Source organism: Corallococcus sp. Z5C101001, assembly GCF_007352635.1.
Classification (GTDB): domain Bacteria; phylum Myxococcota; class Myxococcia; order Myxococcales; family Myxococcaceae; genus Corallococcus; species Corallococcus silvisoli.
The window spans coordinates 596,593-620,328 of record NZ_VKLU01000003.1 but is presented as its reverse complement, the minus strand read 5'-3'; the positions used below and the strand labels follow the sequence as shown (position 1 = coordinate 620,328).

The following is a 23,736-nucleotide window of genomic DNA, read 5'->3' as shown; positions in this document are numbered from 1 at the left end:
GTCACCCGGCGCGAGTCAAGAGGGGGGGGGCGCGGGGGCGCTGTCCGCATGCCCGCTGACGCCAGGCCACGTAAGTGGGCGTCAGGACTCGGTCGCGCAGCAGGGCGCTACAGGCAGGTAGCGGAATACTTGCCAAAGGGCCCGACTTCCTGATGATTGTCGAGGGTGGGTGTTTCCGCGGACGGCGCCGCGGTGCTTCCGCCACGAGGACGACATGGACCAGTTCGAGCAGAACAAGCAGGCCGCGAAGATTCGTGTCGTGGGCGCGGGCGGGGCGGGCTGCAACGCGGTCAACACGATGATTCTGTCGAAGCTCGACCGCGTCGATTTCATCGCCGCCAACACCGATGTCCAGGCGCTCGCCGCGAGCAAGGCGCCCACCCGGTTGCAGCTGGGCCAGGCGCTCACCAAGGGCCTGGGCGCGGGCGCCAACCCGGAGATGGGCCGCGAGGCCGCGCTGGAGTCGCGAGATCAGATCGCCGCGGTGCTGGAAGGCGCCGACATGGTCTTCGTCACCGCGGGCATGGGCGGCGGCACCGGCACGGGCGCCGCGCCCATCATCGCGGACATCGCCAAGAGCCTGGGCTGCCTCACGGTGGGTGTCGTCACCAAGCCGTTCCTCTTCGAAGGCAACAAGCGCCGCAAGCAGGCCGAGCAGGGCATCGTGGAGCTCAAGGCCGCGGTGGACACGCTCATCACCATCCCCAACCAGCGGCTGCTGTCGCTCTCCAATGAGCCCATGCCGCTGCTGGAGACCTTCAAGCGCGCGGACGAAGTCCTGCTCAACGCCGTGCAGGGCATCAGCGACCTCATCCAGTACCACGGCTACATCAACGTGGACTTCGCGGATGTGAAGACCATCATGAGCGACAAGGGCCTGGCGCTGATGGGCACGGGCCACGCCTGCGGCGACCGGCGCGCCATCACCGCCATGCAGCAGGCCATCTCCAGCCCGCTGCTGGAGGACGTCTCCATCGACGGCGCCACCGGCCTGCTCATCAACATCACCGGCGGCCGCGACATGACCCTCCAGGAGGTCAACGAGGCGCTGACGCTGGTGCACGACGCGGCGGACGGCGAGGCGGAGATCATCTTCGGGTCGCTCATCGACGAGCAGATCCAGGACGAGGTGAAGATCACCATCATCGCCACGGGCTTCGTGCACCGGGACGCGCAGAAGGTGCGCCCCATGGCGCAGGTGGTCCAGGTGCCGCTGGTGGGCCGCCCCCCCGCGCCGTCGTCCGTGCTGTCCTCGACGCGCGAGGAGGTGGCGAGCCTGGTGCCCGCGAAGAGCACCCCCCGTCCGACCCTGTCCAGCGTGGAGACCCCGAAGTCCTCCATCCAGAGCGCGCGCACGGCGGTGGTGAAGGACGCGGCGCTGCCCCTGGACGAGGATCAGTTCGACATCCCCACGTTCCTGCGCCGCCAGGGCCAGACGGAGCTGCCGTAGGCCCGCGGGGCGTCAGCCGCGGGGGAGGCGGGCGACGCTCGCCGTGCCCCGGCCGGTGAGGCGGTCACAGCGGGTGAAGAGCCCGTCCACCTCGTCGTAGAGCGCGTCGATGCGCTCCGACGCGCTGGGGGCGGGGAGCAGGCCGTCGCCGGAGAGCTCCTCCAGGCGGGTGCCCGCGCGCTGCAGGAGCTGGAGGGCCTTCAGCAGGGAGCGGCCGTGCTTCGTGCCGTCGGGCGTGAAGAGGGTGCCGCCCTCGTAGAGCGTCACCAGGTTGGCGCGGGTGTCCTGCTGCCGCTGGTTGAGCCGGTTCCGGTACAAGTCCAGACGGCGGGCGCGACGGGCACCATGCAGGTCCACGACGCCTTGCGTTCCTGTCGAGGGAGGCTTCACGTCGGGCAAGGTACGCCAGGGGCTCGCAAGCCCGCAAATTTACGGGACTGTACGGACCTGTTGCGCGCCCGTCCGGACGCTTGTCAGTCAACAGGGTGGGGGTTAGTTTGGCCGCCCTTCGCAACGCCAGGGTGCCCTTCATGTTCCAGAAGCTGCTCATCGCCAACCGGGGTGAAATCGCGCGTCGCATCGGGGCGGTCGCCCGGGGCATGGGCGTCAAGACGGTGGCGGTGCACTCGGACGCGGACGTGGGGTTGCCGTTCGTGAAGGAGGCGGACGAGGCCGTGCGCATCGGCCCGGCGCCGGCGAAGGACAGCTACCTGAGCATCCCGGCCATCCTGGAGGCGGCGAAGAAGACGGGGGCGCAGGCGGTGCACCCCGGCTACGGCTTCCTGTCGGAGAACGGCGACTTCGCGCAGGCGTGCGCGGACGCGGGCCTCGTCTTCGTGGGGCCGCCGCCGGAGGCCATGGCGCGGATGAAGGACAAGAGCCAGGCGCGCAAGCTGGTGGCCGCCGCGGGCGTGCCGGTGGTGCCGGGCAGCGACGGTGTGCTGCCGGACGTTCAGAGCGCCCTGGAGGCCGCGGAGCGCATTGGCTACCCGGTCCTGTGCAAGGCGGCGAGCGGCGGTGGCGGCATCGGCATGGCGGCGGCGAGCAACCCCGCGGAGCTGGAGAAGGTGTACCGCCAGTGCACGGACCGGGCGAAGGCCGCCTTCGGCCGTGAGGGCGTGTACCTGGAGCGCTACTTCCCGGCGCCCCGCCACATCGAGGTGCAGATCCTCGGGGACACCCACGGCCACCTCATCCACGGCCTGGAGCGCGAGTGCTCCATCCAGCGCCGGCACCAGAAGGTGGTGGAGGAGGCCCCGTCGGTTCTGTTCGCCAACGGACGCAACGCGGCGCTGGCCGACACGCTGTTCACGGCGGCGGTCACCGCGGCGAAGACGTTCGGCTACGCCAACGCGGGCACGGTGGAGTTCCTGTACTCGGACGGGCAGGTGTACTTCATCGAGATGAACGCCCGGCTCCAGGTGGAGCACCCGGTGACGGAGCTGACCACGGGCCTGGACCTCATCGGCTGGCAGCTGCGCATCGCGGCGGGCGAGAAGCTGACGGTGAAGCAGGAGGACGTGAAGCGGAAGGGCGCGGCGCTGGAGTTCCGCATCTACGCGGAGGACCCGGTGAAGTACTTCCCGTCCCCCGGACCGCTGAAGGTGTTCCAGCCGCCCACGGGCGAGGGCGTGCGCCTGGACTCCGGCTACGCCGAGGGCGACGTGGTGACGCCGAACTACGACCCGATGATCGCCAAGCTCATCATCAGCGGCGCCACGCGCGACGAGGCGATCGCCCGCGCGGTGAAGGCCCTGGAGTCCTTCCGCATCGAAGGCATCAAGACGAACATCCCGCTCCACCTGCGCATCCTGAAGGCCCCTGCCTTCAGCGCCGGCGAGCTGGACACGCACTTCCTGGATCATCACGCGAAGCCTTAAGGGGCGCGGGGCACCGCGCTCGTTGTTCCCACCCGAGGAGGGACTGGTTCATGGCGGACGTTGCGGCGCACATCACGGGCACGGTGTGGAAGATCGAAGTGAAGGTGGGCGACACGGTGGAGCCCGGCACCACGCTCGTCATCCTCGAGTCGATGAAGATGGAGATGCCGGTGGAGGCCGAAGAGGGCGGCACCGTGAAGGAGATCCGCTGCAAGGAGTCGCAGGCGGTCAACGAGGGCGACGTCCTCGTGGTGCTCGGCTAGCCACGCGGTCCGAAGGGGACGGGGAGCGACGCGAAGGATGAAGCCCACGCTGGAGGTGGAGGATCGCGAGGGCGGCGTCCGGGTGCTGACCGTCTCCAACCCGTCGCGGCGCAACGCGCTGGATGACGCGTTGCTGGCCCGGCTGGACGCGGCGCTGGAGCCCGCCTCCCACGTGCGCGCGCTGCTGGTGCGCGGGCAGGGAGGGCACTTCTGCGCGGGCTATGACTTGACGCACCTGGGGCCACCGGGCGCGGACGGGCGGCTGCCGGATGACGCGCTGGTGGCGTGCCTGCTGAAGCTGGAGCGGCACCCGGCGCCGTCGGTGGCGCTGGTGCAGGGCGGCGCGGTGGGGGCGGGCTTCGACCTGGCGGCCTCCTGTGACTTCCGCGTGGGCGCGCAGGACGCGTTCTTCCTCATGCCTCCGGCCCGGCTGGGCATCGTGTACTCGCCGGAGGGCCTGGCGCGGGCGGTGCGGCTGGTGGGGCTGTCGCGGGCCAAGCAGCTGTTCCTCACGGCGCGGCGGCTGCCGGCGGCGGAGGCGCTCGCGTGGGGGCTGCTGGACGAGTGCCCCGAGGACGCGGAAGCCCGCGCGCTGGCGCTGTGCGCGACGCTGGCCGCGGGGGCGCCAAAGGCGGTGTCGGGGATGAAGGAGGCGTTCGGGCTGCTGTCGCGCTCCGGGGTGTCCCCGGAGGACGTCGCGCGGCTGCGTCAGGTGCGCGGCGAGGCGTTTGGCAGTGACGACGCCAAGGAGGGGCGCGCGGCCTTCCTGGAGAAGCGCGCGCCCCGGTTCACCGGTCGCTAGGTGTCGCCGAACAGCTCGCCCATGCGCAGCTGAAGCGCGGAGGCGATCTTGTAGAGCGACGAGATGGACGCGGAGGACTCCGCGCGTTCAATCTGGGACAGCAGCGACACGGACAGGCCGGTGCGGCGGGCGAGCTGCTTGAGCGTGAGCTCTTGCGTCTTGCGCGCGTCGCGGATGGTGCGGCCAATGGCGCGGTGCAGGTCGGCTTCCGGGTCCTGGGACAGGCCCTTCTTCTGCAACGCGTTGCGCACGGCGGCCGTGAACTGCTCCGGCTCCATGGGCTTCTTCACGTAGTCGGACGCCTGCGCCTTGAGCGACGCGACGGCCGTATCCACGGTGGGGTACGCCGTGGCGACGATGACCGCGATGTCCGTGTCGTACTTGCGGATCAGCTCCAGGACCTCGGTCCCGGACATCTGCGGCATCATCATGTCGAGGATGACGAGGTGGAAGTCGGAGCCCCGGAGGATGTCCACCGTTTGAGTGGGGTCCGTGGTGGTGACCACCTCATAGCCTTCACGGGTCAGCACCAGCTTGAGGTAGTCGCAGTTGTCCTGCTCGTCATCAACTACCAGGATGCGAATCTGCACAGCGTCTCCTCGCTGCAGGGTTGAGGGAAGTGCTGCGGGGGTCTATTCGCCATTGCTTGAGGCGGGGGGATTCTGGGTGGGGGCCGATGTCCCGTTGATCTTGGCCAATGCTTTGATCACCAGATCCCGTTTGGGATAGCCGTCTTCGGTGAGCGTGAGGAACTTCGTGTAGTGGTCCACGCTCATCTTGAAGTCCTTGAGCGTGGCGTACGTCACGCCCAGCATCAGGTGGCACTCGGGGAGATTCGGAGCCAGCGCGGCGCAATCCTTGGCGATCGCCAGCGCTCCATTGGCGTCCTCCTTGAGGACAGCCCGCACCTTGGCCTGGATGTCGCCGATGTCCCGGACGACGTCGGCGGCCTTCTTGTTCTTCATGTACTCGGACGCCAGCTGGGGCGGCTTCGCCGAGGTTGCCGCAGCCTCCGCGGCAAGCCGCTGGGCCTCGTCCGCCTGCTTCTTGACCGTCTCGTAGCGGCTGGCGAAGGCCACCGTGTTCGTCGGGAAGCCCTTGAGCGCGCTGCCGGCGTCGGTGGGCCGGTTGCCCTGGAGCGCCGCCTCCGCGGCGTCGATTTGCTGCTTGGCCTTGGTCTCCACGTCCAGCCGCCGCTGGTAGTCCTTGAGCCGGGCGCCCGGGTAGCCCTTCACCTGCTGGAGGGAGGCGATGGCCGCGCCGGCCTTGTCGAGCTCCGCGGCCGCGAGCGTCTTCTCGAACTCTTGTTCCAGCGCCTTCGGGTCGACCGCGGGTGTCTCCGGGGCGGTCTTGTCCGGGGGCGTGGGACGGGTCGCCACGGTCTCCGGCGGCTTCGGGTCCTGCGCCGGCTCCGGGGGCGTCTGTTGTTCGGCGACCACGGGCGGCGTGGCGTCCGGCGGCTTGGGCAGGAGGTCCTGTCCCTTGACCACGAAGAGCGCCGCGCCCGCGCCAATGGACACGAACGCAATCACCGCGGCCACCAGCATCTTCTTGGAGCCGGAGCGGCCCTGCGCGGCGATGTCCTCCGCCAGCGAGCCCGGACCCACGAAGCGCAGCTTCACGTGGCCCATCTCGATGATGTCGCCGTGCGCCAGCGTCGCCTGGGCGTAGCTCTCGCCGTTGACCGTCAGCCCGTTGGCCGACTGCATGTCGATGACCCGCCACTCCCCCGTCTCCTCGCGCACGATCTTCGCGTGCGTCCGGGACAGCGAGCGGTGGTCCAGCGCGACGTCGTTCTCCGACGTCCGGCCGATCCGCAGCTCCGTGCGGTTGCAGTCGTACTCCTGGCCCTTGAACTCCGTGGGGCCGAGCACGAGCAGCCGGGGCTGCTCGTCCTCCGGGACGCGCTCCACGCGGCGCGGCCGGTCGGCCTCCATCTGGTCCATGCGGATGATGGAGGTCGCGTTGCGGCGCACATCCGCCGCCGACGGGGGCGTGTGGTCGTGCTCGTCGCCGTCGTCGTCCTCCTCCTCCTCGTCCTCCCCATCCGACATGGTGGCGCGAGGGGCGTCGTCCTCCTCCGGCTCTGGCCGGCGGGAGGCGGGCACCTTGGCGGTGATGGCGCCAGCGGGGGGGCCGGCGTTGGCCGCGCCCTCGACCTGCAATGCCAGATCGTAGTCGCCGATCTGGATGAGGTCGCCCTCCTTGAGAGGGAGCTGGCCTGCGACGCGCTCGCCGTTGATCCGGGTGCCGTTGTAGCTCCCCAGGTCTTCGAGCACGACGTGTCCATTGAGGCGCACCAGCCGGGCGTGTCGACGTGACACGTTCCGCTCGGTCAGGCGGATCGTGTTGCCCTCCTGACGGCCAATGGTGATTTCGTCGCGCACGAAGGGAACAACGGTCTTGCGCCCCTCGTCGTCTTCGATGATGAGCTTCAGCACGGGTCCGGTCCGAGTACAGCTATAGCAGAATGCCCTTTGCCGAGACAAGCCATGTATCCCCCGAGAACAACAGGGTTTTTCGCCCATCCCAGGGTGAGGGAGGCACTGTTGTCCATCGGTCGAATGGCCGGAAAGGGTGGGGAAGTCAGGGTACCGTGGCTCACGATAGCGCTGATCGGGCTGCAGGCCATTCTGTACGCGGTGGTTGCGTCCGGGGGGCCACCCGGAGTGGATGCGCTGATCCACTGGGGGGCCAAGTCAGGGCCGCTGGTGACGGACGCGGGCCAGGGCTGGCGGCTCCTGTCCGCCAACCTCCTCCACCGGGACGGGCTGCACCTGGGGCTCAACCTGCTGGTGTTCGCCGGAGTGGGCACCGCGGTGGAGCGCGCGTGCCGGTGGTGGGACTTCGTGGCGCTGCTCACCGTGTCGGGTCTGGCGACGATGACGGGCTCGCTCTGGTGGTCCCCAGCGGTGAGCGTGGGCGCATCCGGGTGGGTGTTCGGCTGCGTGGGCGCGCTGCTGGTGATGGGGCGGCGCGCGCGGTCGGGACCGGGGGCGCGCTTCCGGTGGTTCTCCGGAGAGAACGCGCTTCCCACGGTGCTTGTCTTCCTGTGGCTCGGCTGGACGAGCGTGGGCGTGGACAACGCAGGGCACCTGGGGGGGCTGCTGGCGGGCTTGCTCGTGGGCGTCCTTCCCCGCTCCCGGGCGTGGGGGGCCGGACTCGCGCGGGCGGGGCTGTTGGTGGGGCTCGTGGGGCTGGGCGCGGCGGCGGTGGTGGCGGAGCGCTCGGGGTGGCGCGTGGAGCGTGACGACGGCTTCGGGTTGGCGGTGTCGCTGCCGGACGGGTGGCGCAGGGAGGAGGACGGACAGGGGCGGCGGGCCTTCTCCAACGGACTCTCGGGCCTGGGTCGGGCCTCGCTCTCCGCGGAGGCCATCGAAGCGGGTGAGCCTGGGGACGGCTCCGCGCAGGCCCGGCACTTCCGGGATGAGGCGCTGGTGCCTGGCGTGGCGGGGCCCGAGGGGCGCACGGTGTCGGTGGGCGGAGTGGAGCCCGCGTCGCTGGGCGGCCGACCCGCGCAGCGGATCCGCGCGGAGCTGGAGGGCCCCGGTGGGCGGACGCACCTGATTGCGTGGTTCGTGCCCCGGGGCGAGTGGGTGTACCGGCTGGTCTTCACCTGGCCCCAGGCCTACCCCGCGTATGGACGCGTGGTGGAGCGGATGACGGCGGAGGTGCGCTTCGAGGAGCCCGCGAGCCTGCGCTTCGCCCGGGCCCGTGCACTGCTGGTGCCGGGCGTCGCGGGGCCGCTGCGCGAGCTGGGGCACGCGCTGCGGCGATGGGGGCTGCCAGCGGATGCGGTGGAGCCCCTGGCCTCGGCGGTGCGGCTGGCCCCGGCGGACGTCGACACGCGAGTGGAGCTGGCCCGCGCGTTCTTCGAGTCCGGGCAGGTGGACGAGGGGTGTCACGCGGCGGCCGAAGCGCGGGTGTACGGGCCCTCCGATACGGGCGCGCTGGAGGCGGGGGTTCGGTGTGAGCTGGCGCGGGGGGACACCGCGGGCGCCCTGCTGCGCTTGGAGGAGGCCCGCCGCGTGGATCCTCGCGACGCGCGGCTTCGCGCGGTCGAGGGCGCTCTGAAGGCGGCGCTCGAAACGTCAGAGCCGTAGACAGAGCGTGCCGCATGGCGGAGAGCCCCTGGCGGGCGATGGCTGCTTCATCGCTCGCCGAACGGACGGACCGCGAGCCCCACGCCGAGCAGCGCTTCGTCGCGTCGGAGCAGCCCCGCATCGCTTCGCACGCCCGCGGCCGTGAGCCTCAGGAACACCGGCGCGTCGTTGACCGCGAGGACCACGTGCTCCAGCGCGACCTCCCCCCTCGCTCGGAAACGAGCCCCACCCTCGAAGTCGAAGCTCCATCCCGCGAGCCCCGTCGCGCGCAGCGCCCACCGGCCGTCCTGGGTCTCCCAGCCCGAGTCGAGGAGCAGCGACGTGAAGGGCGACACCTCATGCCGGGTGCCGTCGCGGTCGTGGCTCAGGGCATGGCTCGCGGAGGGCCCCACGGCCAGCCAGCCCCAAGGGGTGTTCGTGCGGAGTGGATCCAACAGCAGGCCCACGCGGCCCGTCTCCAGCGTCCAGCCCGGCCCCTCCCAGACGCGCCGCTCCAGGTGGGCCGCGCGCGCGGACAGCGCCACGTCGAAGGGGAAGGGGATGCGCCGTGGTCGCCCGATGGAGACGAGGAGCGAGCCTTCCTCCACGTGTCTGCGCAAGAGGCCGTCATAGCCCGTGAACGTCAGTCCAGGGCGCGCGCCTCTCCACGCCTCCGTCATGAGCAGGCGGTGTGAGTTGAGCCACAGCGAGTCGGTCTTGCTGCCGCTCGAGCGCTCCGTCCTCACGAGGAAGCCCGTGCGCAGGGCGAGGGCCGCCGCATCGTCCTGCACGCGCAGCGAGGAGCCCAGCACGAAGCCCGTGCCGGGGTCGAAGCAGGTGGGGAACGTCTCCCCGCCGGCTGTCCTGCCCTCGCAGATCACGCCGGGGGCGGGCAGGGTCCCCAGGAGCAGTGCCAACGCGAGCGCGACCATCCCGCGCCTAGCCCTTCCCGCCATGCGACGTCGGAGCGGAGCGCCGCGCTGGAGCCCACAGCGAGAAGCGCAGCCCCGCCTGCGCGGACCACTCCCAGCCCGCTGGCGCGTTCGCCAGGTCATCGCGCCAGGTCCCTCGCCCGTCCAGCGTCAGGCTCACGGGCTGGTCGTTGATGGCCAGGGCGATGACCTCGTAGCCCGCGCGCAGCCGCAGTCGTTCGGGGCTCGGAGGCCGGCCCTCCACGCGCTGCGCGAGCACGACCTTCTGGGCCTCCACGCCGAAGAGCACGTGGTGGAAGCCGTTCGGGTCCAGCGTGAAGTCCCCCTCCAGCGCCGCGCCGGGCACGAGCGTGTAGAAGGCGTTCGTCAGGTCGCGCTCCACCGAGGGCCCCGTCCTCACGCGCACGTACGACGCGAGGTCCCGCGAGTGCCACAGGTCCAGCGTCACGTGCGTCGCGACCAGGGAGAGGAAGTCCGCCTTCACGTCCTCGCGACGAACCTGCTCCGCGTGGAGCACCTCCATCCAGAAGCCCATGTTGGCGTAGACGTCGAAGCGCCGGGGTTGGCCGTAGAAGGTCGTCACCCGGAAGAGCGGCGCGTCGTGCTCGCTGCGGAAGTCGTAGCGCAGGAGCGTGGCCTCGTACGAGGCCGCGTCCCCCAGGTACAGCTCCGTGTCCAGGATCGTCATCCGGTGCAGCCGGCCGGTTTCTCCCGGCCATTCCAGGTCCACGCCGAAGTCCACCCGGGCGCGCTCGTCGACGCCCTCCGTCGCGCGCACCCACCGCGGCGCCCAGGCCCCACCCACGCGGATCCGCCGGTGCAGGTCGAAGTTGTACTGCAACACGCGGCCGCGCTCGTCGCGGAACCATCCCGGCGGCGCCTCCGCGATGGCCGGCACCAGGTGGTACTCGCGCAGCTTCTCGGCGGGCAGCGGGAGTTGGAGGCAACGGGACACCCTCTGCAGCGGTTGGTCTCCCTCGTGCCCCTCGGAGTCCAGCACCATCGCGGGAGAGACGAGGCACTCCCGCTTCGCCTCGTCACAGCGGGCGCGCCACACCCCCGACGGGACGGCGGGGGTCGGTGGCAGTTGCAGGCACAAGGCTTCTCCCTCGTCGGGCTGCCGGGGAGAGGTCGCGTCCGGGATGGCCATCTGGAAGTTCCAGGGTTCGGGCGCCACGGTCACCCCCACTTCCACCGGAGCGTCCCGGCCCACCACGGGAGCATCCCGGCCCAGCACCGGAGCGTCCCGGCCCACCACGGGAGCATCTCGCGGAGCATCTCGTCCCACCACGTCCGGCGTCTCCGCCTGCCCGAGCAGGAGGGCACACCCCAGGGTCACCGCTGAAGCCAGCATCACTGCTCCTTGATGAGCGGCCCCCCGTGTTCCGGCCATGCGGGCGGGCTTTGGGGGAGGGGCCCTTACAAGGGTCGTGCCCCTGGCGGCTGGACGGGCTTCCGCGGACTTGCCCGTGCGACTGTGCAGGCGCCTGCACAGCGCCTGTGCACGGGACCGCGCGTTGGCGCGAGAACGACGCACCCCGTGTCCGCTCCGGTCGACCGGCGGGGGTGGGGGGGATATAAGCGCCCCGGCCCCGTGCGGTGTGCGCGGGCCCGTCCCGGACGACGAAGGAGCACGCGCGCGTGGCAAGCGACGGCGAAAAGGTTTCGCAGGGGGAATCCACCTTCACCCAGGCCATCCTGGGCGAGGAAACCCTGACGACGGCATGGGCGAAGCGGTGGCAGGCCCTGCCCTTCAGCGCTCGCATGGTCCTGGCGACCGCGGGCTTCGCGGCGCTGCTCTTCGTGCCCTACCTGGGCGCGGTCGGCCTGTGGGACCCCTGGGAGACGCACTACGGCGAAGTGGGCCGGGAGATGATCCAGCGCGGCGACTACGTCTATCCCTTCTGGGAGAACGCGTGGTTCTTCTCCAAGCCGCCCCTCACCATGTGGCTGCAGGCCCTGGGGATGAACATCGTCGGCGCGCTGAAGAGCGACGGCGCCATGGGCCTCTACACGGAGTGGGGCATGCGCATGCCCTTCGCCATCCTCAGCATCACCGCCGTGGCGCTGCTGTCCCTGGCGGTGGCGCGGGTGGTGAGCGCGCGGGCGGGGTTGGCCACGGGCTTCGTGCTGTCCACCATGCCGCTGTACTTCCTGCTCACGCGGCAGACCGTCACCGACACGCCGTTCGTCACCACCTTCGTGTGCGCCATGGCGTGCGCGCTCATCGCCCAGTTGGATGACACGACGAAGCACCGCGCCGGCTGGTGGTACGCCTTCTACGTGTTCGCGGGGCTGGCCACGCTGGCCAAGGGCCTGCTGGGCGTGGGGCTGCCGGCGGTCATCCTGGTGCTGTACGCGGTCGCCGCCGTCATCCCGTGGACCCGCGAGAGCCTGGAGGCGCACCTGAGCTGGCTCTTCAGCGGGGAGGCCCGCGCCCAGGTGCGCGCGGGCACCCGGGCGATGCCGGTGCTGTGGGCGCAGATGTACCGGATGAAGCTGGGCACGGGCATCCTCACCTTCGCGGCCGTGGCGGTGCCCTGGTACCTGACGCTGTGCCTCTTCAACGGCGTGGACGACGAGGGCAAGCTGTTCTGGTACCGCTTCTTCATCCACGACCACCTGAACCGCCTCACCGCGGGCGTGTACACCACCACGCCGGGCGGGTCGTTCACCTACTTCATCGAGCAGGGCGGCTTCGCCATCTTCCCGTGGGTGGCGCTGGTGCCCGGCGCGTTCGCGGTCGTGTCGCGCCTCAAGCTGCGGTCCCGGGACAAGGCGGACCACCTGGCGCTCATCGCCGTCCTGTGGGTGGCGTTCGCGTTCTACCTGCTGGCCTCCAGCGCGACGAAGTTCCACCACTACGTGTTCCCGGTGCTGCCGGGGCTGGCCATCCTCATCGCGCTGTTCGTGGACCGGCTGTGGAAGGACGGCGTCGCCGAGCACTCGGTGAGCCTCATCTTCGGGCTGGTGCTGTTCATCCTGGTGGGCAAGGACCTGGCGGAGAACCCCAAGGACTTCACCGACCTGTTCGTCTTCAACTACGACCGGCCCTATCCGCAGGACCTGGTCACCAAGCCCATCGCGTTCTTCTCCTCGCGCGCCCTGTGGATGGGCGACCTGGTGACGCTGGTGCTGCTGGCGTTCGGCGTGTACCTGGCCTTCGAGGCCTTCTCCTCCAAGAGCAAGGCGGAGCGCCCGGCCGCCGCGCGCGCGGTGGCGCTGGGGCTGCTGCTCACCGGCGTGGCCTCGCTGGTCGCGGTGGCCACGCAGGGGCAGGTGTCCGCGATGGGGCTGTGGGGCGTGGCGCTGGCGCTGCTCGCGGGCTTCCTCTTCTGGCAGGCGTCGCGGCCGGAGGAGGCGCCGGGGCGCACGGTGCTCCAGACGGTGGGCTTCGGCCTCGCGCTCGTGGGCGTGATGCTGGCGGTGCGCGGCTTCAAGGGCCCGCCCGCGTCGGACGCGCTCTTCAAGGCTTTCTCCGGCACCGTCAACGTGAAGGTGGGCCTGGGCTTCGCGTTCGGCGTGGCCGGCATGCTGGCGGTGGTGGCCGCGCTGCAGCGCTCGCGCGTGCTGCTGTTCAGCACGTTCTGGGGGCTGGCCGCGGGCCTGGCGCTCTGGTTCAACTGGGGCCACTGGGTGGACCTGTCCCACCACTGGACGCAGCGCGACCTGTTCTGGCGCTACTACGCCCAGCGGCAGCCGGGGGAGCCCATCGCCGCGTACATGATGAACTGGCGCGGAGAGACGTTCTACTCGCGCAACACGGTGGAGCAGTTCCGCGCGGGTGACGCCAACACGCGCATGCGCCAGTTCGCGTCGCGGCCCGGCCGTGAGTGGGCGCTGGTGGAGCACAACCGTTTGTCGCTGCTGCGCAACGCGGTGGGCTCCGACAAGACCGTCACCCTCATCGACCGGGACATCAACAACAAGTTCGTCCTGGTGACCATCGAGTGAGCATCGTCATCCCGATGCCGCGCGTGGACGCCCCCGTGGAGGGGGGCCTGCGCGTGCGCGGACTGGCGAAGCGCTTCGGCGATCGCACCGCCGTGGAGGACCTCACCTTCGACGTGCGGCCCGGGGAGGTGTTCGGCCTCCTGGGCCCCAACGGCGCGGGCAAGACGACGACGGTGCGCATGCTGACGGGGCTGCTCAAGCCCTCCAGCGGCGACGCGGAGGTGTGGGGCCACTCCGTCACGTACGACGGTGAAGCCCTGCGCAAGGTGGTGGGCCTGCTGACCGAACAGCCCGGGCTCTACGACCGCCTCACCGCCCGGGAGAACCTGCGCTTCTTCATCAAGCTGCACGAGCTGGACGAAGCCACCGCGTGGCCCCGGGCGCAGCACTACCTGGAGCGGTTCGGGCTGGGGGGCCGCGAGGACGACCCGTGCGGGGGCTTCAGCAAGGGCATGCGCCAGAAGCTGGCCATCGTGCGCACGCTGGTGCACGACCCGCGCGTCATCTTCCTGGACGAGCCCACGAGCGGCCTGGATCCGGAGTCCGCGCGCACCGTGCGCGACGCGGTGGCGGAGCTGGCCTCCGAGGGGCGCACCATCGTCCTGTGCTCGCACAACCTGGCGGAGGTGGAGCGGCTGTGCGAGCGCGTGGCCGTGGTGCGCCGCCGGCTGCTCGCGCTGGGGCCGGTGCGCGAGCTGCGCCGCTCGGGACAGGCGCTGGACGTGCGCGTGGAGGGGGACGCGGAGTCGTTCCGGCCCGCGCTGGCGAGGCTGCCCTTCGCGCCCAACGTGCTGCTGGAGGGCGGGCGCCTGCGGGTGATGCTGGCGGATGAAGCGCATGCGCCGGACGTGGTGGCGTGCCTGGTGGCGGCGGGCGCGCGCGTGCACAGCGTGGTGCCCGCGCAGCGGCCGCTGGAAGAGGTGTACCTGGACCTGCTGCGCGCAGGGGAGGGGTGACCATGGCCTTCCGGCCGCGACGGGCGCTGGCGGTGTTCTGGAAGGACTCGCTGGACCTGCGCAAGAACGTGGGCCTGCTCCTGTCCATGGCGGTGCTGCCGCTGGTGATGGTGACGGTGCCCATTGGCGTGGTGTGGTCGTACGTGCGGCAGCCGGACCACTCCGACCTGCGCACGGTGGCGCTCTTCTACGACCCCACGCTGCCCCTGGGCGCGAGCGCGGCGCGCTTCCTCATCGACAAGTCGCTCACCGACTGGTTCGGCATGTTCCTGGTGATGCCCGTCTTCATCCCCATCCTCATCGCGTCCCAGAGCGTGGCGGGGGAGAAGGAGCGCCGCACGCTGGAGCCGCTGCTCTCGTCGCCGGTGTCCGCGTCGGAGCTGGTGGCGGGCAAGAGCCTGGCGGCGCTGGTGCCCGCGGTGGTGATGACCTGGATCGCGTTCGCCTTGTTCTGCGTGGGCGTGGACTGGGTGGCGTGGCCGCTGGTGGGGGCGCCGCTGATGCCCAACGCGCTGTGGGGCTTTGGCGTGTTCGTGCTGGCGCCGCTGTTCGCCTTCTTCGGCAACGGCGTCGCGGTGCTCATCTCCGCCCGCGTGAGCGAGGCGCGCATGGCGCAGCAGCTGTCCGCACTGGTGGTGCTGCCGCTGGTGGGGCTGGTGGGCGGCCAGGTCGCGGGCGTGCTCAAGGCCGGCCTGGGGTACTACGCCATCCAGGGCGCGGTGGTGCTGGTGCTGGACTTCGTCCTCTTGTGGGCCAGCATTCGCCTCCTCGACCGGGAACGTCTGGTCAGCCGCTGGGGTTGAGTCACTGGCGGGTGGGAGACGGGGCCGCCAGGGGGCCGGGCGGGCGGGCAGTGGCCCGTGAAGCTGTTATGTTCCGGGAAGGACGCCGGGGCGGAAGCGGTCGCGCTTTCGCGCCGGAGACCCTGCATTTAAGGGCTGGGGTTACGGAAGCTTTGAAGACCTGCCGCCCAGGCGGCCACGGAGGCGCTGAAACAGACATGGGGATCTTCGACAGCATCAAGGGCGAGGCGCAGCGGAACTTCATCGCCCGCGCGGACAGCGCGAAGGGTGAAATCGTCTACAAGTATCCGGAGAAGAACGTCCGGATGAAGACGCAGCTCACCGTGGACGCGGATGAGGTGGCGCTGTTCGTCAAGGACGGCAAGGTGGAGGGGAAGCTGGGCCCCGGTCGCCACACGCTGGACACGAACAACATCCCGTTCCTGTCGCGGCTCCTGGAGGGCTTCACCGGCGGCAACATGTTCATGGCGGAGATCTTCTTCGTCTCCAACCGCGAGCACACGGGCGTGAAGTTCGGCGGCCCCATTGGCGACGTGCGCGACCCGGAGACGGGCCTGGGCATCGGCACCATGGTGTACGGCGACTTCTCCATCCGCGTGACGGAGCCGGAGAAGCTGGTGGTCGGCCTGGTGGGCATGGGCCGCGCCTCCAACGAGGAGTTCCTGGGCTGGTTCAAGGGCCAGGTGCTCAAGGTGACGCGCGACCGCACCGCCGAGCTGCTGGTGAAGAAGAAGTGGCCGCTGCTGGACGTGACGAGCGGCGCCTACGTGGAGGAGATGGAGCAGGAGATCCTCGCCGGCCTCAAGCCGCACGTGGACGGCTACGGCCTCACCATCGTCCGCATGGGCAACTTCGTCGTCAGCATCAAGCCGGAGGACGAGGTCACGCTGAAGAAGCTGTCCAAGGACGTCGCGTACTCGCGGCTGGCCGGCGGCTTCCAGCAGTACGCCCAGGGCCAGGCGATGCTCGGCGCCTCCGAGGGCATGGCCAAGGGCGGTGGCGGCTCCGACGGCGCCATGCAGGGCATGGGCATGGGCATGGGGTTCGGCATGGCGCAGATGTTCGCCAACCAGCAGGGCCACGCGCAGCAGCGTCCCGCGGAGCCCGCCCAGGCGGCGCCCCCGGCGGACACGCGCAGCCCGGCGCAGCGGCTCAAGGAGATCAAGGAGCTGAAGGACGCGGGCGTGCTCTCCGACGAGGAGTACAACGCCAAGCGCGCGGAGCTGATGAAGCTGCTGTAGTCCCGCCGCTCCCGCGATGAGCCGCGAGGCCCTGTCTCCCCGGTGGGAGGCGGGGCCTTCGTGCTTCAGGGGGCTGGCGTGCCCGGCACGGCGAGCCGCAGGTGTTCGTGCAGCGTCTCCGCGCGCAGGTAGAGAAACTGCACGTCGCCGAAGGCCAGCGTGGCGCCGTCGTGGAGCATCACCTGGGCCTTGAAGGCCAGGGGGGCGCCGTTGATGAACGTGCCGTTCATGGACTGGGCGTCGCGCACGGAGAAGTCCCCGGAGGCCGCGTTCCAGCGCAGGGTGGCGTGGTGCTGGGACACGGACGGCTCCGGCACCATGAGGTCGCACGCGTCGGTGCGGCCCACGGTGAACTCCTCGCCGTCCTGGTTCGGCTGGAGGAAGTGCACCTCCAGGTTGTCGAAGTCGCGCAGCATCGCGAGCAGGCGCTCGCCCATGCGCGAGCGGTGCGCCATGCCCACCGTGCGCGCGCCAATCATGGCGGGGGCCACGTCGCGGAAGACGGCCTCCACGGGCTGCTGGATGAGGGCCACGGAGCCGGACGCGGCCCGGAAGGCTTCCAGCGAAGCGCCCGCGAAGGGGCGGAGCTGTTTCACGGACACCATGTCCCCGACCCTACGTGCAACCGGCGGGGACGGAAAGGGGACGCGAAGGCAGGATGGCCGCTAGGAGGCGGGCGGTGTGGGGACGGTCGGCTTCGTGTCGGGAACCGGGGCCGGTGGGGGCGGCGCCGGGGCCGGCGGCGCGGCGGGCGCCGGGGTGTCGTCCAGCCGGCGCAGGTCCAGCTTCATGGGCACCTGGAGCGTGGTGCTCAGGCGCAGCAGCAGCACGTCCGGTGCGAGTCCGTTCTCGCCAATCGCCTGCGTCACCTCGCGCGCGGACGGCGCGCTGCCCCGCGCCCAGAGCTCCTTGAGGAACGCGCCCGCCTCCGGTGCGTGCCACCACGCCGGACCGAAGCGCGCCTTCAGCTGCCCCTGGAGCTGCCCCGCCAGGAACCACGCCCGGAAGCTGTCCGCGGATTGGTAGAAGTCCTCCTGGTCCACGAGGTAGCGCTCCACGTCGTCCTCGGTCATGGGCATGGCGCCGGTGCGCGCCATCAGCGCGCGGTACAGCTCGCGCGGATCCACGGCCGCGCGCCGGTGCAGCTCCAACTGGTAGAGCAGCCGGCCCGCCGCGTGGCGGATGAGGTACAGCTTGTGCGCGCTGGAGGCCGCCAGGAACTGCGCGCGCTTGTCGTTGTCCCCCAGCACGCCCGCGTGCTCCTCCAGCCACACCGGGTCCTCCAGCAGGTCCTCGAAGAGCGCCGAGTACGCCTCGCCCACCGTGGGGTTGCCCAGCCGCGCCAGCTCGAAGCGCGGCTCCTGGGTGAAGGCCGTGTGCAAGAGGTGCCCCATCTCATGCAGCACGCGGCCCTGGTGCAGCACGCCCGTGCCGGGCTTGAACGACAGCCGCACGTCGGCGGGCACCTTCACCGCCAGGGCCAGCGGGCGCGGGTTCTTCTGGGGCAGGTCGCGCGCGTCCACCTTCACGTTGGGCAGCGCGGCCACGTCGATGCCCAGGCCCGCCACGGTGGCCTGCGCCTTCGCGAGCGACTCGCCCTTGGGGAACGCGTCCTCCACCTCTCGCGAGCGGAACAGGCGGGGGATGTCCGCGCGGGTGATCTGCGCGAAGGGCAGCCCCAGCTCGCGCTGGCTCAGCCGCTCCATCACCAGCCGGTACGGCTCCTGCGTGGCCTGGAGCACCTCCTCCGCCAGCTGGGCCAGCCGCTCCAGGTCCGCCTGCCGGAGCTCGCTGCCGAAGGCCTCGTAGGACTCGAAGCCCATCTGCTTCACCAGCTCCTCCGTGCGCGCCTCGCGTCGGAGCAGCGTCTGGTTGAGGCGCGTGAGCGCGGGCGTGGCGGCCGCGTAGAGGGCCTTGCGCTTCAAGGCGCTCTTCTCGTTGGCGAGCAGCCGCTCCAGGTCGTGGTAGCGCACCTCGCGCCCGTCCACGCTCAGCTTGAGCGACGCCTCCAGGTTGGCGGACGCGTCGTTGTACTCCGCCAGCTCGCGCGCCAGGAACTCACCGGCGAAGTGACCGTGGAGCGCGGTGAGCGCGCGCAGCTCGCGCGGCTCCTTCGTCAGGTGCCGGAGCCGGTCGATGCGGCGCAGGTTCTCCAGGCTGAAGAGCGGCTCCTTGCCGGTGTACGTCGCCGCGATGTCCACCGCCTTGCCCTCCGTCCAGTAGTCCCAGACGAGCCGGTGCTGTTCCTCCAGGAGGAGGGCCGCCTCCGTGGAGAGGGCGTTCACCTCGCCGGTCAGGAGCTGCTCCTCGCTGGGAGGGGGAGCCACGACCGCGGGGGGCGCCTTATGACAGGCGCTCAGCAAACACACGGCGGCGGCGAGGAGGGACGGAATCCTTGGGGACATGAGGCCGCCCATGTTACTTCCGACCTGCCGATGCCCAACGTAAACCCATGGCGGGCGGCCCGCGGACGCCAGGGCCTGTACTCCGCCCTGCGCCACTTCTTCGCCGGCCAGGGATACCTGGAAGTGGAGACGCCGCTGCTCGTGCCCACCCCCGGCATGGAGCCGTACATCTCCGCCTTCGAGACGCCCTTCGTCCCAGAGACGGACCTGGGCAGGGCCCGCACGCTCTACCTGCACACCAGCCCCGAGTACGCGATGAAGCGCCTGCTCGCGCGGGGGGCCGGTCCGCTGTTCCAGATATGCAAGGTGTTCCGGAACGGCGAGGTGTCCCAGACGCACAATCCGGAGTTCACGCTGCTGGAGTTCTACCGGCCGCACGCGGACTACCACGCCATCATGGACGACCTGGAGGGCGCGCTCGCCCAGGCGGGCCGGGCGGCGGCGGACGCGAAGGAGGGCGAGCCTGGCGCGGACCCCGCGTTCTTCACGCGCACGCCCTATGAGCGGGTGACGGTGCGGGACGCCGTGCTGCGCGCCACGGGCGTGGACCTCCACCAGCACGCGGAGGGCGCGTCGCTCAAGCGGGCGGCGGAGGCGGTGGGCGTGCGCACGGGGGACGCGACGTCGTTCGACGACGTCTTCTTCCACCTGTTCCTGCAGAAGGTGGAGACGGGGCTGGGGCACGAGCGGCCGACGTTCCTCATCGAATACCCGGCGTCCATGGCGGCGCTGTCCCGGCTGAAGCCCGGGGACGGCCGCGTGGCGGAGCGGGTGGAGCTGTACGCGAAGGGGTTGGAGCTGGCGAACGGCTTCTCCGAGCTGACGGACGCGGTGGAGCAGCGCGCGCGGCTGGTGGAGGAGCAGGACTTGCGGCGCAGGCTGGGCCGCTCCGTGTATCCCCTGGACGAGCGCTTCCTGGAGGCGGTGGGCCGCATGCCGCCCTCGGCGGGCATCGCCGTGGGGCTCGACCGAATCCTGATGCTGCTGCTCGGGGTCCAGCGCATCGAGGACGTCCTCCTGTTCCCCGCGCACGGGTTCGTCTGATGCTCAAGGTGCTCCAGACGGTGTTCGCTGGCACGGCCGCGGTGGGTCTCACGGGCGCGGCGTCCGCGGCGGTGTCGGTGCTGTCCGGGTTCGACAACCACCAGGCGGCGGACAAGGTGCTGGGCCTCTGGGCCCGCTCGGGGCTGGCGTCGGCGGGCGTCCGGCATGAAGCCTTCGGGGTGGAGAACATCCCGAAGGAAGGCCATGTCGTCTTCGTGTGCAACCACCAGTCGCACTTCGACGCGATGGTGAACTTCGCGCACATCGACAAGCACACCCGCTACGTGGCCAAGGCGGAGCTCTTCAAGGTGCCGGTGTTCGGCCGGGCCATGCGCCGGGCGGGCAACATCCCCGTGCAGCGCACCGGCGGCGCGGATGACAAGGCGCGGCTGGCGGAGGCCGTGACGGCCCTGCGCGAACGGGTGAGCGTGCTGTTCTACGCCGAGGGCACCCGAAGCCCGGACGGCGAGCTGAAGCCCTTCAAGCGCGGCGCGGCGACGCTGGCCATCCAGGCGCAGGTTCCGGTGGTCCCCATGGCCGTCTCCGGCACCCGGCTCATCCTCCCCAAGGGCGGGCGGGCCATCCAGTGGGGCCAGCGGGTCGCGTTGGTCGTGGGCGAACCGGTGCCTACGCAGGGGCTCACCCTGGACGACCGGGACACCCTCACGCACCGCCTGGAAGAGGCGGTGGCCAGGCTCTACGCCGAGGCGCGACAGCGCTCGGGAGACATTCCATGAAGAAGACGAACCAGACCACGTTCCAGTCCCATCCCTGGCATGGCATCTCGCCCGGGCCGGAGTCCCCCGAAGTCGTCAACGCGTACATCGAGATCGTCCCCACGGACGCGGTGAAGTACGAGTTGGACAAGGAGTCCGGCATCCTCAAGCTGGACCGTCCCCAGCGCTTCAGCAGCCAGTGCCCCACGCTCTACGGCTTCATCCCGCGCACGTACTGCGGCGATCAGGTCGCGAAGCGCTGCGCGGAGCGCACCGGCCTCAAGGACATCCACGGCGACGGGGACCCCATGGACATCTGCGTGCTGACGGAGAAGGTCGTCTCCAACGGCAACCTGCTGGTGCACGCGGTGCCCATTGGCGGCTTCCGGATGGTCGACGGCAACGAGGCCGACGACAAGATCATCGCGGTGCTGGAGTCGGACCTGGTCTACGGCGAGCTCCAGTACATCGCGCAGCTGCCGCGCCCGCTGCTGGACCGCCTGAAGCACTACTTCCTCACCTACAAGCAGATTCCGGGTGAGGGAAAGCGCAGCGTGGAGATCGCGGAGGTCTACGACCGGCCGGAGGCGATGGAGGTCATCCGGCGCAGCATCCGTGACTACGACAAGCTCTTCGTGGAGCCGGAGCCGAAGTCGGCCCGGAAGGCAGCGCCCCGCCGCAAGGCCCCGGCGTCCAAGGCCCCGGCGGTGTCCAAGGCTCCGGCGTCCAGCGCCCCCAGGTTTCCGGCGTCCAGGACCTCCGGGGCCAAGGGCGCTTCCTCTCGCGGCGGGAAGTAGTCCCTGCCCCACGGTGCCCCGAGCGCGGAGGGGAGCGGCTGCTGGCCCCCCTTCCCGCGCGGGTGCCCGCGCTCGCCTTGCTAGGAGCGGCGGGCGCGCTTGGGCGCGGGGGCGGCGCGCTTGCCACGGGCGGGCTTCGCGGCCTTGCGCGCCGGCTTCTTGGCGGACGGGGCCGGCTTCGCGGCCTTCTTCGCGGTGGCCTTCTTGGCCACGGACTTCACCCGCGCGGCGGCCTTCTTGGCCACGGACTTCACCCGGGCCACGACCTTCTTCGCGGCCTTCTTCACCGGGGCCGCGGCCTTGGGCGAGGCGGGCTTCTTGCCCGTGGACCGGGACGGCTTCGAGGCGGGGCCGGGGACGGCGGTGCCGCGCGCGGGGAGCTGATCCACGAACTTGCGGGGCGCGATGGCGCGGTAGCTCTCGTCGATCCACGCCTTGATGACGGGCACCGGCACCTGCGAGGCCTCGTCGAAGTGGGCCGTCACCCAGCCGCTCTTTCCCAGGCCGTACTCGGTGGGCTCGGTGAAGGGCAGCGTGAGGGCGGCGTCCTTGGAGTCGGGCAGCTTGGCGGAGAGGTTCAGCTTCTCGCCGTCCACGGTCATGAAGAGGAAGGTCTTGTCATTGACCTTCATCGCGCGGTGGCCCCAGGGGAAGTCCTCGTGGGCGCCGGGGTAGCTCATCGCATGTTCGCGCAGTACCGCTTCGACCTTCTGCGTCTCGTTCTCTGCGGGCATGGGCACCTTGCTTCGTTGTGTGTCGTGACAGCTTAACCGGACCTGTCGCATCCGGCGTATTCCCCAATGTGTCAGTCCAACTTGCGACGGCGGGTGACAGCCACCCCGTGGCTTCCCGCATCCTCCCGGACCCTTGTCCCTAGGTCCCGGCGCGGCCCCGCGCATAGTCTCTGGGTCAACGATAAGGAGTCGTCTCCCGATGCCCCAGTCGCTGCTCGCCACGGATGGCTACAAGTTCAGCATGGCGGAGGCCGGCTGGCCCCTGCGGAAGGAGACCTTCTACTATTCGCACCGCAAGGGCGGCCCCCAGGTGATGCCGTTGGACCTGGAGGCGTGGGTTCGCCAGCTTCTGCCGGTGCCCCAGCCAGAGGACTACGCGTTCCTCGCCCAGCACGACTACGAGATGGGCGTCGGCTTCAAGGCGTCCATCCTGCGCACGGAGCGGCTCTCCGTGCGCGCCATTCCCCGGGGCGCGGTGTTCCTGCCGCGCGAGCCCATCCTCACGCTCACGGGGCCCTCCTCGCTGGTGTCGTGGTTGGAGCCGCTGCTGTTGCAGCTCAACTACCGCATCCAGGTGGCCACCCAGGCGCTCCAGGACCGCGACGCCCTGGCCCGGGCCCTCGCCACGGTGACGTGCGAGGAGGAGAAGCGCATCGCCCTGGAGACGTTGGACCAGGTGGGCGTGCGGGCGGTGCCCATCCGGGTGGACTCGGAGGGCTACCAGCAGCGCGTGCGGGCGCAGGTGAAGGAGCTGGTGGACATCGTCGAAGACCCCGCCCGCATCTTCGAGGTGGGCCTGCGCGCGGCGACCTGCCTGGAGCAGCACACGCTGGCGCTCCGCGCCTGCCAGGATGTGGGCGTGCAGCGCACGAGCAACGTGGAGGGCGCGCGGGCGCTGGGGATGATCCCCGTGGGCACGATGGGCCACGAGCACGTGCAGCGCTACGGCTCCGACGACGCGGCCTACCGCGCGATGCACGAGCGCCGGCCGCAGCGCTCCAGCTACCTGCTGGACACCTTCGACACGCTCACCTCCGGCATTCCGGCGGCCTTCAAGCTCATCTCCGAGGAGCCGCAGGGCGGGGACTCCATCCGGTTCGATTCCGGCAACAAGCGGCTCCAGTACCTGTACGCGGTGACGCGCGCGAAGGACCTGGACATCCGGCCGGTCATCATCCTGGAGGACGGCCTGGACGCGCAGATGACGCGCGACTTCGAGGAGCTGCGCAAGCAGGTGGGCTGGGAGCCGACCGCGCAGTTCTACGGCTACGGGGGCCACATCGTGGCGCGGACCCTGTCCCACGCGCTGACGCGTGACCGGGTGGCGGCCATCTACAAGCTGTCGTGTTCAGGGGCGACGCCTGTGATGAAGTTCGGCAACGAGCTGGCGGAGGGCAAGCAGAGCGTGCCGGGCACGCCGGTCCTCTTCCGCCGCCGCACCGGCTCCGGGCCGCTGGGGCTGGTGGGGCAGGCAGGGGAGGCGACGCCCCAGGGCTACTTCCCCCTGATGGAGGCGGCCGCCGCGGCGCCGTCGCTGATGGGCGCCGAAGGCCTCACGGCGGAGGAGCAGCGCATCGGCTACACTTCGGCCACGACGGCGCTGGTGGAGTCGATTACCCGGCGCCACTTCCCGCAGGGCCGCTGACGCTTCCCGGGGTCCGGGGGTGGGCGGCTCCA

21 protein-coding genes are annotated in these 23,736 nt (G+C 70.7%); 13 read left to right on the top strand and 8 right to left on the bottom strand.

Annotated elements, in window-relative coordinates; translation table 11 throughout:
* Positions 1–214 precede the first annotated feature (214 nt).
* Positions 215–1,450 (top strand): cell division protein FtsZ, encoded by a 1,236-nt coding sequence (ftsZ, locus tag FOF48_RS08570; RefSeq protein WP_143899757.1) that lies wholly within the window; start codon positions 215–217, stop codon positions 1,448–1,450.
* A 12-nt stretch (positions 1,451–1,462) separates the two neighbouring features.
* Here the strand turns inward: ftsZ and FOF48_RS08565 are convergent, their stop codons facing one another.
* Positions 1,463–1,807 carry a hypothetical protein gene (locus FOF48_RS08565; RefSeq protein WP_255442009.1) on the bottom strand — a complete coding sequence of 115 codons (345 nt, stop codon included), beginning with the start codon at positions 1,805–1,807 and terminating at the stop codon, positions 1,463–1,465.
* Positions 1,808–1,980: 173 nt separating this feature from the next.
* Here FOF48_RS08565 and FOF48_RS08560 point away from each other — a divergent pair, with 173 nt between their 5' ends.
* Genes FOF48_RS08560 through FOF48_RS08550 form a run of 3 tightly spaced genes read left to right on the top strand, consistent with a single transcriptional unit; the run spans position 1,981 to position 4,395 of the window.
* Positions 1,981–3,330, top strand: a complete 1,350-nt coding sequence (locus FOF48_RS08560) for an acetyl/propionyl/methylcrotonyl-CoA carboxylase subunit alpha (protein WP_143899753.1) — start codon at positions 1,981–1,983, stop codon at positions 3,328–3,330.
* Positions 3,331–3,380: 50 nt separating this feature from the next.
* Positions 3,381–3,593, top strand: a complete 213-nt coding sequence (locus FOF48_RS08555; RefSeq protein WP_143899751.1) for a biotin/lipoyl-binding carrier protein — start codon at positions 3,381–3,383, stop codon at positions 3,591–3,593.
* Positions 3,594–3,630: 37 nt separating this feature from the next.
* Positions 3,631–4,395 carry an enoyl-CoA hydratase/isomerase family protein gene (locus FOF48_RS08550; protein WP_143899748.1) on the top strand — a complete coding sequence of 255 codons (765 nt, stop codon included), beginning with the start codon at positions 3,631–3,633 and terminating at the stop codon, positions 4,393–4,395.
* Here the strand turns inward: FOF48_RS08550 and FOF48_RS08545 are convergent.
* The gene (locus FOF48_RS08545) at positions 4,392–4,985 is read right to left on the bottom strand and encodes a response regulator (protein WP_014398871.1); all 594 of its coding nucleotides are present in this window, start codon (positions 4,983–4,985) and stop codon (positions 4,392–4,394) included. The two genes, FOF48_RS08550 and FOF48_RS08545, sit on opposite strands and share 4 nt — an antisense overlap.
* Positions 4,986–5,027: 42 nt before the next feature.
* Positions 5,028–6,836: an FHA domain-containing protein gene (locus FOF48_RS08540; protein WP_143899746.1), complete on the bottom strand. Its 1,809-nt coding sequence runs from the start codon at positions 6,834–6,836 to the stop codon at positions 5,028–5,030.
* A gap of 228 nt (positions 6,837–7,064) precedes the next feature.
* Between FOF48_RS08540 and FOF48_RS08535 the strand changes: the two genes are divergently transcribed.
* Positions 7,065–8,498 carry a rhomboid family intramembrane serine protease gene (locus tag FOF48_RS08535; RefSeq protein ID WP_304503203.1) on the top strand — a complete coding sequence of 478 codons (1,434 nt, stop codon included), beginning with the start codon at positions 7,065–7,067 and terminating at the stop codon, positions 8,496–8,498.
* Positions 8,499–8,545: 47 nt separating this feature from the next.
* Here FOF48_RS08535 and FOF48_RS08530 read toward each other — a convergent pair whose 3' ends face one another.
* Positions 8,546–9,409, bottom strand: a complete 864-nt coding sequence (locus tag FOF48_RS08530; RefSeq protein WP_143899742.1) for a hypothetical protein — start codon at positions 9,407–9,409, stop codon at positions 8,546–8,548.
* A gap of 7 nt (positions 9,410–9,416) precedes the next feature.
* Entirely contained in the window at positions 9,417–10,763 is a 1,347-nt protein-coding gene (locus FOF48_RS08525) for a hypothetical protein (RefSeq protein WP_143899740.1), read from the bottom strand.
* A gap of 287 nt (positions 10,764–11,050) precedes the next feature.
* On the opposite strand from FOF48_RS08525, the gene FOF48_RS08520 reads away from it, so the two are divergent.
* The 4 genes from FOF48_RS08520 (at position 11,051) to FOF48_RS08505 (ending at position 16,363) form a co-directional block, all read left to right on the top strand.
* Complete coding sequence (locus tag FOF48_RS08520) at positions 11,051–13,363, top strand: glycosyltransferase family 39 protein (RefSeq protein WP_143899738.1); 2,313 nt, start codon at positions 11,051–11,053, stop codon at positions 13,361–13,363.
* Between the two features lie 14 nt (positions 13,364–13,377).
* Entirely contained in the window at positions 13,378–14,319 is a 942-nt protein-coding gene (locus FOF48_RS08515) for an ABC transporter ATP-binding protein (RefSeq protein WP_143899834.1), read from the top strand.
* A gap of 2 nt (positions 14,320–14,321) precedes the next feature.
* Positions 14,322–15,122, top strand: coding sequence for an ABC transporter permease subunit (locus FOF48_RS08510; protein WP_143899736.1), 801 nt, complete (start codon positions 14,322–14,324; stop codon positions 15,120–15,122).
* Positions 15,123–15,319: 197 nt separating this feature from the next.
* Positions 15,320–16,363, top strand: coding sequence for an SPFH domain-containing protein (locus FOF48_RS08505; protein ID WP_143899735.1), 1,044 nt, complete (start codon positions 15,320–15,322; stop codon positions 16,361–16,363).
* A gap of 65 nt (positions 16,364–16,428) precedes the next feature.
* On the opposite strand, the gene FOF48_RS08500 is transcribed toward FOF48_RS08505, so the two are convergent.
* Both FOF48_RS08500 and FOF48_RS08495 read right to left on the bottom strand, forming a co-directional pair.
* Positions 16,429–16,968, bottom strand: coding sequence for an FHA domain-containing protein (locus FOF48_RS08500; protein ID WP_143899733.1), 540 nt, complete (start codon positions 16,966–16,968; stop codon positions 16,429–16,431).
* Positions 16,969–17,028: 60 nt separating this feature from the next.
* Complete coding sequence (locus tag FOF48_RS08495) at positions 17,029–18,768, bottom strand: chromosome segregation protein SMC (protein ID WP_143899731.1); 1,740 nt, start codon at positions 18,766–18,768, stop codon at positions 17,029–17,031.
* 30 nt (positions 18,769–18,798) lie between these two features.
* Here FOF48_RS08495 and epmA point away from each other — a divergent pair, with 30 nt between their 5' ends.
* Genes epmA through FOF48_RS08480 form a run of 3 tightly spaced genes read left to right on the top strand, consistent with a single transcriptional unit; the run spans position 18,799 to position 21,325 of the window.
* On the top strand, positions 18,799–19,812 hold the full coding sequence (gene epmA / locus FOF48_RS08490) for an EF-P lysine aminoacylase EpmA (protein WP_143899730.1): 1,014 nt from the start codon (positions 18,799–18,801) through the stop codon (positions 19,810–19,812).
* Entirely contained in the window at positions 19,812–20,549 is a 738-nt protein-coding gene (locus tag FOF48_RS08485) for a 1-acyl-sn-glycerol-3-phosphate acyltransferase (RefSeq protein WP_235685486.1), read from the top strand. The genes epmA and FOF48_RS08485 overlap by 1 nt, the downstream gene beginning before the upstream one ends.
* Entirely contained in the window at positions 20,546–21,325 is a 780-nt protein-coding gene (locus FOF48_RS08480) for an inorganic pyrophosphatase (RefSeq protein ID WP_143899726.1), read from the top strand. The genes FOF48_RS08485 and FOF48_RS08480 overlap by 4 nt, the downstream gene beginning before the upstream one ends.
* Positions 21,326–21,405: 80 nt before the next feature.
* Here the strand turns inward: FOF48_RS08480 and FOF48_RS08475 are convergent, their stop codons facing one another.
* A complete protein-coding gene (locus FOF48_RS08475; RefSeq protein WP_143899724.1) occupies positions 21,406–22,059 on the bottom strand; it encodes an MmcQ/YjbR family DNA-binding protein in 654 nt (217 codons plus the stop codon).
* 199 nt (positions 22,060–22,258) lie between these two features.
* On the opposite strand from FOF48_RS08475, the gene FOF48_RS08470 reads away from it, so the two are divergent.
* Complete coding sequence (locus FOF48_RS08470) at positions 22,259–23,704, top strand: nicotinate phosphoribosyltransferase (protein ID WP_143899723.1); 1,446 nt, start codon at positions 22,259–22,261, stop codon at positions 23,702–23,704.
* Positions 23,705–23,736: the final 32 nt, after the last annotated feature.

What these genes read in the sequence shown, in the direction of transcription:
- FOF48_RS08500 (WP_143899733.1), bottom strand. Translation starts at nt 16,968, where the DNA reads ATGGTGTCCGTGAAACAGCTCCGCCCCTTCGCGGGCGCTTCGCTGGAA.
- FOF48_RS08480 (WP_143899726.1), top strand. Translation starts at nt 20,546, where the DNA reads ATGAAGAAGACGAACCAGACCACGTTCCAGTCCCATCCCTGGCATGGC.
- FOF48_RS08515 (WP_143899834.1), top strand. Translation starts at nt 13,378, where the DNA reads ATGCCGCGCGTGGACGCCCCCGTGGAGGGGGGCCTGCGCGTGCGCGGA.
- FOF48_RS08560 (WP_143899753.1), top strand. Translation starts at nt 1,981, where the DNA reads ATGTTCCAGAAGCTGCTCATCGCCAACCGGGGTGAAATCGCGCGTCGC.
- FOF48_RS08530 (WP_143899742.1), bottom strand. Translation starts at nt 9,409, where the DNA reads ATGGTCGCGCTCGCGTTGGCACTGCTCCTGGGGACCCTGCCCGCCCCC.
- FOF48_RS08470 (WP_143899723.1), top strand. Translation starts at nt 22,259, where the DNA reads ATGCCCCAGTCGCTGCTCGCCACGGATGGCTACAAGTTCAGCATGGCG.
- FOF48_RS08485 (WP_235685486.1), top strand. Translation starts at nt 19,812, where the DNA reads ATGCTCAAGGTGCTCCAGACGGTGTTCGCTGGCACGGCCGCGGTGGGT.
- FOF48_RS08475 (WP_143899724.1), bottom strand. Translation starts at nt 22,059, where the DNA reads ATGCCCGCAGAGAACGAGACGCAGAAGGTCGAAGCGGTACTGCGCGAA.
- FOF48_RS08510 (WP_143899736.1), top strand. Translation starts at nt 14,322, where the DNA reads ATGGCCTTCCGGCCGCGACGGGCGCTGGCGGTGTTCTGGAAGGACTCG.
- epmA (WP_143899730.1), top strand. Translation starts at nt 18,799, where the DNA reads ATGCCCAACGTAAACCCATGGCGGGCGGCCCGCGGACGCCAGGGCCTG.
- FOF48_RS08505 (WP_143899735.1), top strand. Translation starts at nt 15,320, where the DNA reads ATGGGGATCTTCGACAGCATCAAGGGCGAGGCGCAGCGGAACTTCATC.
- FOF48_RS08495 (WP_143899731.1), bottom strand. Translation starts at nt 18,768, where the DNA reads ATGTCCCCAAGGATTCCGTCCCTCCTCGCCGCCGCCGTGTGTTTGCTG.
- FOF48_RS08550 (WP_143899748.1), top strand. Translation starts at nt 3,631, where the DNA reads ATGAAGCCCACGCTGGAGGTGGAGGATCGCGAGGGCGGCGTCCGGGTG.
- FOF48_RS08525 (WP_143899740.1), bottom strand. Translation starts at nt 10,763, where the DNA reads ATGCTGGCTTCAGCGGTGACCCTGGGGTGTGCCCTCCTGCTCGGGCAG.
- FOF48_RS08555 (WP_143899751.1), top strand. Translation starts at nt 3,381, where the DNA reads ATGGCGGACGTTGCGGCGCACATCACGGGCACGGTGTGGAAGATCGAA.
- ftsZ (WP_143899757.1), top strand. Translation starts at nt 215, where the DNA reads ATGGACCAGTTCGAGCAGAACAAGCAGGCCGCGAAGATTCGTGTCGTG.